The organism is Candidatus Desulfatibia sp., assembly GCF_036446775.1.
Classification (GTDB): domain Bacteria; phylum Desulfobacterota; class Desulfobacteria; order Desulfobacterales; family UBA11574; genus Desulfatibia_A.
Genome location: NZ_JAZFTO010000178.1, coordinates 1 through 4,034 on the forward strand (window position 1 = coordinate 1; position 4,034 = coordinate 4,034).

Genomic DNA, 4,034 nt, shown 5'->3' on the forward strand with positions numbered 1-4,034 from the left:
ACTCAGAAAATGTACTTTGGTTTGTTGCTGGAGCGATAGGTGGAGTGTTGTTTTGTGCCTGGATCGACAGTGAGGAAGAGGAAGAAGAGGTAAAGAAGGAAATAAACGGAAAGGAGAAGTCAGAAGAACCTGCTCCAGAACTGGCATAATGGTAACAGGGAGGGTAGTTTTCTACCCTTCTTTTTTCCAACTCATTTTATTCAGGTAAAGACATGACAATTAAGCTGCCTAAAGAAAACATATTTGACAGAATTCTCAAAGTTATGGGAAAGAAGAGAGGCTATAAAATTCCATGGGAAGCGTACGAAAAACTGGGACCTTATGTCTATGCAATAGCAGAAAAAGAAAGTTTTTGGAAGGCTCTGTTTAGGCCAAAAAATAAGGAACTTCCTGAAGGCTATTTAAATATGTACTCTTTCCTTGATGATTAAAGGTTGAGTTTTACAAGAGGGTAGTTTTCTACCCTTCTTTTTTTTGCTGATTTCCTGGGGCTTGAAGTCGCGGTTTTTACTCTCAACCAGCATCAAATGCCTGATTGGAATCCAGGTAGTAAGAGGTTCGGTGGGTCAATGATTTTTTGGATATATAGTATCAGGCTGTATTAGATGAGCAGCGGAGTTTTTTTACAAATAAATTCAACCATATTTTCTATTTACCTTGAGACTTTCAGATAGTTTTTTTAGCTTTCCTATCTTTGAAATTCGCTAATTCTCTTGCTAAATCTAGGTTATAATGGAGGCGAGAAGGAGGATATTGCCATAATACCTAGAAAAGTTGCATATAGATTTGCCGTGTTGCTACTCTTAACCGTTGCATTTGTCAGTTCATGTGAAAAACCGGTTACGCTTAAGGATATTAAAAAAAAGGGGGAGATCGTTATCCTCACACGTAATGCCGCCACCACGCATTACGAGAATAAAAGGGGTGAGTCTGAAGGTTTTGAACACGATCTTGCCGAGAGTTTTGCCAAATATCTGGGAGTTGAGGCAAAATTCAAAGTCTTGGATAGTGTAAAAAGTATCCTCGATGCGCTGGAGAGTAATGAGGGCCATTTTGCTGCGGCGGGGCTTAGTAAAACTAAGAAAAGAAAAGAGAAATTCATTTTTGGCCCAGTCTATCAAAGTATAAAACAACAGGTGGTTTGCAATAAAGATGCTAGCGTGAAAGATATAGAGAGCCTTCAAGACCATTCGATACTTATAATAGGAAACAGCAGTTACGAGGAACGACTGACAAAGTATGCAAATAAATATCGTGGGCTGGAGTGGGAAACGACATCCAATTTATCCACGGAGGAAATCCTTAAAGAGGTGGAAGAGGGCAACGTGGATTGCACACTGTCGGATTCTAACATTTTTAAAATCCACCGGAGGTATTTTCCGGAACTCGTACGGGCCTTCGAGTTCGAAGAGGAAGATGAGCTTGCCTGGATGTTGCCTGAAAAGATGGGGCCCCTCCAAAAGCAAATGGCCAACTGGCATGAGAAGATTGAAAAGTCCGGGGCCCTTAATTCCATCATCGAACGATACTATGGTCATATTTCCAAGTTCGATTATTACGACATAAAGGTCTTTTATAGAAGAATAGACGAGCGGCTTCCAGATTACGCGGATTTGTTCAAAGAGGCAGCGCGTAAATACGGTTTCGCCTGGAAATTCCTTGCGGCGGTTTCCTACCAGGAGAGCCACTGGGACCCAAAAGCAAAGAGCCCCACGGGCGTAAGGGGAATGATGATGTTAACCCAGTCAACCGCAAAGGCCATGGGAGTTAATGACCGCATGGATCCAAAACAAAGTATTGACGGAGGCGCCAAGTACTTGAAAAAGGTTTTGGACCGCATCCCGGCTTATATAGAAGAGCCGGACCGGACATGGATGGCCATGGCTTCTTACAACGTCGGCTACTCTCATTTGAGGGATGCCCGAGCTCTTGCCGTTTGGAAGGAGAAAAATCCAAACTCGTGGGCGGACGTTAAGAGCGTTTTGCCCCTTCTATCCAAAAAGAAATACTACAGGAAACTGCCGCACGGATACGCTCGGGGTCTTGAGCCTGTCATCTACGTGAAAAGAGCGCGGAGTTATTATAATATTCTAAAGGAAATGGAAGAACCTGAGGTTGAAACCAGTACAACCGAGAAAGAGACGAAAGGTGACGAAGGTTGATAGCCAAAAAACCTTTTTGTCCATTCCACACACGGTTCACACACGGTTTTTTAGGCCTATTTTCAGGGTTATGCGATTGATTTAATTAGATGTTAGTGTGTAATATCAGGGGTTCGATCCCCCTCTGCTCCACCAAAAAATAAAAAATCCCCATCGGGGACATTTTTTATTTTTTGGTGAGTTCAATGACGGGGATCGAAGGTAAGCGAACGGCGCGACCGATCAGGGAGCGCAAGCGAACACGATGTTCGCTTAGTGAGCGCATCGGGGCCGAGGGAGCGGCGGCATGGACGCCGACGCGAGAGTGGCCGATCCCCCTCTGCTCCACCAGCCTTCGTTATACGAATCCATTCGGATTCGTTAACTACTGCTTGGCCTGTCGCGCCGTGGTCTGCCGCCCGTCTGCGCGGACAAAGCGCTTCGGCGCGGCGGACCGAAGGCTCCAGCCGCAGGCGCAAGCTTTAGCGAAGGCGGACGGGCCGGTAAAAGAAAAAACTTACTGAAGTGGAAACCGTTTAAATAAAATGCCAAAAGCTATTCGCGGTCTTTACGTGGCCGCTAGAATTTGCCGCGTATCTTACCTTTCATGTCTTCCATCATATCTTCCATCTCCGCGACGGTTGCTTCAAGGCTTTGCCAGTCGTAGGGCTTTTCGGGAGTAATTATCTTCCCCTCTTTTTCCGGCTTTGCTTCTGTTTTCGTTTCGGCGGTTTTTACAGGTTTTATTTCTTTAACTTTTGGCGGGGGCTTTGGCGCGGACTTTTCCGGTTCTTTTTTGGCAGCTTCCTTTTTGCGCGGTTTCGCCTTTGGAGCGCGTGCGGTATCTATTCCAAAACCTTCCCGGTTCAGCCAGTTCGATAACACATTCGCTTGCAATGCGAAGTTTACACCCACTATCGCCGTGCCGTCGCTCGAAATTCTCGATGTGCTAGTGTTCATGCCTACTACAAAGCCGTCGCTGTCGATAAGCGGGCCGCCGGAGTTTCCGTGATTGATGCTGGCCTCCGTCTGGAACATGTGCTTTCCGGAAACCCCGCCGATGTTCATTTTCCGCGAGCTAATCGTTCCGGTGGTAAGCGTCCAAAGCCCGCCCTGTTCCGGATGGCCGATTGCCACAACGCGCTGGCCTATTTCAGTCTTTTCCGAATCGGTAAGACGCAGGGGACGTTCGGAACCCGAATAGCCATCGATTTTCAACACCGCAATGTCTATCGAGCGGATGTATTTGACTATGTGCGCGGTATATCGCCGTGTGAGGTCGTGTTTTAAATCGCCCGTTACCCTGTCCGGCTTCAGATAGACGCTGATTTTCGTGAGGGGCCGGTTGTTCTTGTCGGTAACAACATGTGCGTTTGTCAAAATAAGGCCGTCGGGTCCGATAAAAAAGCCGGAGCCGCCCTTCGACATCCGCTGCGACACCTTGGCGTATATAAGTACGACGGAAGGAGACTTTTCGCGGTAGATTTCCAGCGGCTCAAGGGCAAAAACAGGGGTTATTTTAAAAGTTGCAACCGCAATAAAAGCGCAAACAGCTAAAACAATCGTCTTCATTACAGCCGATATTCAGTTGCCGGTTTCTTTCTTAAGATCGTCAAAAACCTTGTCCGCGTTCTTTTTTACGTGCGCTTTAACTCTTTCGCTGAGTTCCTTGCTCTTTTCAAGGGCGTCTTTGAAGCGGTTGAAGTCCATGCTCACAAGAGAATAGTAAGTCTTATTTTCCTTGTCGGAGCACCTATCCACAACAGACACACCGCTTAACGTTTGGTTTACGACGGTCTTTATTCCCTGCTCGACATGCTGTTCGTCGCTTACGGCGTCTCCAGCCGAAGTCGAAGCCATGTAGTCTTTCATGAGGGACTTGGAAGTTACTTC

4 protein-coding genes are annotated in these 4,034 nt (G+C 46.5%); 2 read left to right on the plus strand and 2 right to left on the minus strand.

Going from position 1 to position 4,034, the window contains the following annotated elements:
• The first annotated feature begins 212 nt into the window (after nucleotides 1-212).
• Together V3S16_RS08770 and mltF are read left to right on the plus strand one after the other, a co-directional pair.
• A complete protein-coding gene (locus tag V3S16_RS08770) occupies nucleotides 213-431 on the plus strand; it encodes a hypothetical protein (RefSeq protein ID WP_413884303.1) in 219 nt (72 codons plus the stop codon).
• Nucleotides 432-713: 282 nt separating this feature from the next.
• Entirely contained in the window at nucleotides 714-2,162 is a 1,449-nt protein-coding gene (gene mltF / locus V3S16_RS08775; protein WP_413884304.1) for a membrane-bound lytic murein transglycosylase MltF, read from the plus strand.
• A gap of 558 nt (nucleotides 2,163-2,720) precedes the next feature.
• On the opposite strand, the gene V3S16_RS08780 is transcribed toward mltF, so the two are convergent.
• Nucleotides 2,721-3,713: a S1C family serine protease gene (locus tag V3S16_RS08780; protein ID WP_413884305.1), complete on the minus strand. Its 993-nt coding sequence runs from the start codon at nucleotides 3,711-3,713 to the stop codon at nucleotides 2,721-2,723.
• 12 nt (nucleotides 3,714-3,725) lie between these two features.
• A partial coding sequence (locus V3S16_RS08785) for a hypothetical protein (RefSeq protein WP_413884306.1) occupies nucleotides 3,726-4,034 on the minus strand: 309 nt, incomplete at its 5' end.